Source organism: Flavobacterium bizetiae, from assembly GCF_902804475.1.
GTDB classification, from domain to species: domain Bacteria; phylum Bacteroidota; class Bacteroidia; order Flavobacteriales; family Flavobacteriaceae; genus Flavobacterium; species Flavobacterium bizetiae.
In genome coordinates, this window is sequence record NZ_CADCSU010000144.1 from 1 (window position 1) to 5108 (window position 5108).

The 5108-nt window shown below is 33.7% G+C and carries 3 protein-coding genes; 2 read left to right on the plus strand and 1 reads right to left on the minus strand.

Translation table 11 applies throughout. The features are described from left to right. Positions 1-330: 330 nt before the first annotated feature. Both FLACOL7796_RS19550 and FLACOL7796_RS19555 read left to right on the plus strand, forming a co-directional pair. Positions 331-1617: a Glu/Leu/Phe/Val family dehydrogenase gene (locus FLACOL7796_RS19550; RefSeq protein WP_232067414.1), complete on the plus strand. Its 1287-nt coding sequence runs from the start codon at positions 331-333 to the stop codon at positions 1615-1617. A gap of 124 nt (positions 1618-1741) precedes the next feature. Next, a complete protein-coding gene (locus FLACOL7796_RS19555) occupies positions 1742-2965 on the plus strand; it encodes a sterol desaturase family protein (RefSeq protein ID WP_173972479.1) in 1224 nt (407 codons plus the stop codon). A gap of 246 nt (positions 2966-3211) precedes the next feature. On the opposite strand, the gene FLACOL7796_RS19560 is transcribed toward FLACOL7796_RS19555, so the two are convergent. Further along, a complete protein-coding gene (locus FLACOL7796_RS19560) occupies positions 3212-4810 on the minus strand; it encodes a DUF6377 domain-containing protein (RefSeq protein ID WP_173972480.1) in 1599 nt (532 codons plus the stop codon). Between the last annotated feature and the right edge of the window lie 298 nt (positions 4811-5108).

Here is a 5108-nt window from a genome sequence, read left to right on the forward strand (position 1 = left end):
AAAAACTATAGTCTATATATCATCCCGTTTATGTGCAGCTTCACGATGTGTTGCATGTCAAACGATGCGATGAAATGGCGTTAATAGAGAGATACTTGTTAGTTATTTTTTTTTTAGCCTTTCATGCACCATGAAAGGCTTTTTTTTAGAACTATTAAAAAATCAATAAAATGAGATCAAATAGAAATACAAACATTATGATGCAATGCTGTTTAATGAAAATTCCATGTTGTTGTTAGCAAGAGCAAAGAGCTTTTGTAGTAATGGGGAAAGCCTTTAAGTGAATCAATTTCTAAATAAAATAAACCCAAATTTAAAAGACATACTATTATGAGTACAGAATTAATTAAACAGAATCCGTTTCAATCTATGATTGATCGTTTTAATATCGCTGCTGATATTCTAAATTTAGATGAATCTATCAGGCAGAAACTACAACGACCTGAAAAACAAATTGTCGTTAATTTCTCAATTACCTTAGACAATGGCATAGAGCAAAATTTCGAAGGTTATCGCGTAATCCACAATACGGCTTTAGGGCCGTCAAAAGGAGGAATTCGTTATGATACAGCCGTAAACCTTGATGAAGTAAAAGCGCTTGCAGCCTGGATGACCTGGAAATCTGCCGTTACCGGAATTCCGTTTGGAGGAGCAAAAGGAGGGATCATTTGTGACCCGAGAACACTTTCTAAAGCAGAGTTGGAGAAAATTACCAGAGCCTACACTAAAGCTTTAGCTGATATTTTCGGACCTGAAAAAGATGTTCCTGCGCCAGATATGGGAACAGGACCTGATGAAATGGGTTGGTTAATGGATGAATTTTCATTAGTGCACGGCAAAACCATTCATGCGGTTGTAACCGGAAAACATTTGCATTCAGGAGGATCTTTGGGCAGAGTAGAAGCAACAGGAAGAGGCGTAAGCATTATTACCTTATTGGCACTTCAAAAATTAAAATTAAGACCGGCAAGATCTACCGTTGCCATTCAGGGTTTTGGTAATGTAGGATTGCATTCGGCTTTGTTTTTGTTCGAAAAAGGACTAAAAGTGGTTGCTGTTAGTGATGTTTCTGAAGCTTTTTATAATCCAGAAGGATTGAATATTCCGGAATTAATCTTGTATTATAATCTGAATAATAAAAGCATTAAAGGATATCCAAACTCAGTTGCCATCAAACATGAAGAACTATTATTGCTAGATGTAGATGTATTGATTCCTGCTGCCAAAGAGGATGTTATCACGCAAAAAAATGCCCATGATATTCGCGCAAAAATTATCGTTGAAGGTGCAAACGGACCCGTTTCGTCTGATGCTGATGCAATATTGCACAATAATAATGTACTAGTGGTTCCGGACATTTTAGCCAATGCGGGCGGAGTAACGGTTTCTTATTTTGAATGGTTACAGAATTCGCTTTTAGAATCCTGGAGAATTCACCAGATCAATACACGTTTAGAAGATATCTTAGAAAAAGGTTTCGAAACCGTTTTTAGAATCGCAGCTAAATATAATGTTACGCCACGTATTGCAGCTTATATTATTGCGTTGCAAAAAGTAGCCGATACACAATCTGTAAAAGAGGTGGCGGTAGATACGCCTAAGTTTAAACAGAATTAAAAATTAGGTTTTAGAATATAAAGACTGTTTTCATTGATTAATATTATTTTCAAAAGAGAAGGTATTAATCGATGAAAATATCTTTGTTTTAAGTTTTTAACGAATCAAAAAAGGAATTTTTAAAATGAAACATATTAATTTTCTAGCTTTTGCAATGCCTGCTTTTTTTCTATTCTTATTCTTAGAATATAAATTAGCGCAACGCAAAAAGAGACCGGAAATTTTTAATTACGAAAGTTCAGTGTCTAATATTAGCATTGGTATTGCTGAGCGATTAATCAATTTGTTTATAGCCGCAAGTTTCTACCAATTGTATTATCTGATATATGACAATTACAGAATTTTAGATATCCCAAGCAATGTTTTTGTTTGGATTGCCCTAATTCTAGCGACCGATTTTGTCTGGTATTGGTACCACAGATTAGGTCATGAAGTTAATTTTTTCTGGGCAGCGCATATTGTGCATCATCATAGCGAAGAATTTAATTTTACGGCAGCAGCCAGAATTACTACTTTTCAGGCCGTCGTGCGAACCGGATTTTGGTGCGTACTTCCGTTGGTTGGGTTTCATCCTTCAATGGTAATTACGATGCTTATTGTTCACGGAGCGTATTCTTTTTTTACGCATACACAACTTATCGGACGTGTAAAATGGCTGGAATATGTTTTTGTAACACCATCTGTTCACGGCGTGCATCATGCCTCTGATGAGAAATATTTAGATAAAAATTATGGCGATATGTTTACCTTTTGGGATCGTCTTTTTGGAACTTTTCAGGAAGAAGAGGAAAAACCAAAATACGGATTAACGCATCCGCTAAAAAGTTATAGTTTCCTCTGGCAACACTTTCATTATTATTTTGAGATCTACGAACTATGGAAACGTTCTGAGGGTTTTAAGGCAAAATGGAAAGCCGTTTTTGGGAGTCCTGCTCATATGGATCAGGATATTCGCCCAACGCTTGAAAAACGTTTCCTGCAAGACAAAGCCAATCCGCATCAACGACTTCGATTTAAAAATTACCTTTATATTCAGTTAGGGGTTTGTACTTTATTCCTAACGGTTTTTACGTACTATTTTGAGTTTTTAAATGCTGTAGATAAGGTTTTTGTGCTTTCGATTATTCTAATCACATTAGTCAATTGTGGTGCATTGCTAGAACAACGAAAATGGATGTATTATCTTGAATACGTCCGTATTTTTATGTTTACAACATATTTATTATATGTAGAAAATCTGATATCGTTTTTCTTTATTCCGCTTGCCATTATGATTTTTGCCGAGCAGTTATTTTCGTTAAGTACAAGATATCAAAACGTGATTCTTCAATTAGAAACATCAGAGTAGAAATAGCCCACAGATTATGCGGATTAAACGGATCGTCACAGATTATTTTTAATTTTTTTATCTGTTATGTATGGAAAAAAGTTAGCCACGAATTACACAAATTTTCACAAATTCTTTTTTATCAATTTAGAGCATAAAAAATTAGTGAAAATTTGTGTAATTCGTGGCTAACTTTTTGAATCAATAATCCACACAAAAAATCGGTGTAAATCTGTTCTAACCCATTTAAATCCGTGCGCAAAAAAATTAGATCGTTTTAATCGCCATAATTTTTTCTTCAAAAGTATCCTTAAAATCTGATTTGCTTTTGATTCTGGTTTTATACGTATAGATTGTAGCTACAGAAAGTTCCAAAAATTCAGCCATTTGATTACTGTCCTGAATTCCTAATCGGTACAAAGCAAAAATACGGAGTTCTGTGTTTAAAAGTTCTCCTTTCTTAACCACGCATTTATGATCATTAGGAAACAAATGATTAAAATCGGTTACAAAAGTGGGGAATAACTTCAGGAAGATTTCATCAAATTGGTGAAAAAGATTCTCGCGTTCCTCCTTTACATTATAGCGCTTTAAACTCGCAATAACTTCATCGGTTTTCTTTGTGATGATTTTATGAAGCGTACTTTTTTGGATATGATCTATTTTATTAATGAAAGCCGAAGTTGCTTTAATAAAATAAGTAATATATTCCTCTTTAATAGCATTGGCTTCGCTCAGACTAATATTCATTTCCTGAAGCTGTGCATAAGATGAAGCCATTATTTTTCTGGCTTTATTTCGTTCTTTTAATTGTTTGAAAATGATAATCGAGAATAAGATAATAATCACCGTAAGTATCGTCAGGAGAATAATAATCCTTTCGAGTTTATCATTTTTTTCTTTTACATTGTTCAATTGTGCTTTTTCGATAATTGGTAATATCGACGAAATTTCGATTTTTCGATGTCGGGCATTATAAAAAGTAGCATCATCCATGGCAATGTTAATGTACTCATTCGCCTTGTCGAGATAACCCATTTTAAAGAGTTCGTTGGCCAGATTTCTAAGCGCAACAGTTTCTTTTGTCGCATTTTTAACATCGGCAATAGCCGCCAAAGCCAGATAATATATCGCTTTTTTAGTATATCCTCTTTCAGAATAAATATACCCCAGACTCGAGGTAGCAATACCATAATAGTCAGGCGGTAATTTGTAGTTGTTGATCCAGTAGCTAAACGCAAATTCGGCACCACGCCAATCTTGTTGTTTTAAGCGTTTCAGACTTTCTGCGGCCCAATATTCATTGGTATTGGTTCCTATTAATTCTAAAGCCTTTTTCAGGAAATGATTTCCTTGTTGTACATAATGAATATTAAAACGCTGATCTTTATTATAATCGGCCAGATCATAATAAGCACGCGCTTTTATAGAATAAAATTCAAACTTATTTCTTTGATCGAGTTTTTTATCATCAATAACATTCAGGGTATCAATCGCTTCTTTAAAAAGCCCGGAAGAAAGTAGTACAAAACCTTCTTTAATTCGGCTTTTAGCCAGATACACAGGATCTTTAAGTACGATGGCTTTGATCTTGGCCTGCTCTAAATAATAATAAGCTGAGTCGTATTTAAATGATTTGTATTCTTCAAACAAGAGCATATAGTTATCGTAGAGTTGCTCGTTGTTCTGGCTCAAAGTAAACTTAGAAACGTTTTTCTTTAAAGCTTCAATTTTACGATACTTCTGTTTTAAATAGATTTCCTTTTTAAGGAGCACTTTATCTAATTCTTCTAAAACAGGATTTGTCTCTTTCGCAGAGAGAGAGAAACCTGCAATGAAAAAATATAGAATTACAATTCTTCGCATGTTTTTGGTTTGGTTTAGGGGGTAAAAAAATGTTTAAGTCTAGTTGAGTTAATTCGTTTTTTATTCAAAATTAGTTTAAGAGTTGATAATTAGCAACTTTTAAAAATTGGGTAGCTTCTTTTATAAAATATAATAGGAGAAAGGAAGATTATAGGGTGAAAAAGGGTTTAGAATGTTAAAAGTAATCTAATAACTTGCAATTATACAATAAAAAGCAATTAAATATATGCATAGTGAAAAAAAAATATGTTTTAATTTGGATATTGTTATTTTTACCATAATTTATTTGCGTTTTTCA

Excerpts from the sequence above, each read along its gene's own strand:
- FLACOL7796_RS19550 (WP_232067414.1), top strand. The coding sequence starts at position 331 with ATGAGTACAGAATTAATTAAACAGAATCCGTTTCAATCTATGATTGAT.
- FLACOL7796_RS19555 (WP_173972479.1), top strand. The coding sequence starts at position 1,742 with ATGAAACATATTAATTTTCTAGCTTTTGCAATGCCTGCTTTTTTTCTA.
- FLACOL7796_RS19560 (WP_173972480.1), bottom strand. The coding sequence starts at position 4,810 with ATGCGAAGAATTGTAATTCTATATTTTTTCATTGCAGGTTTCTCTCTC.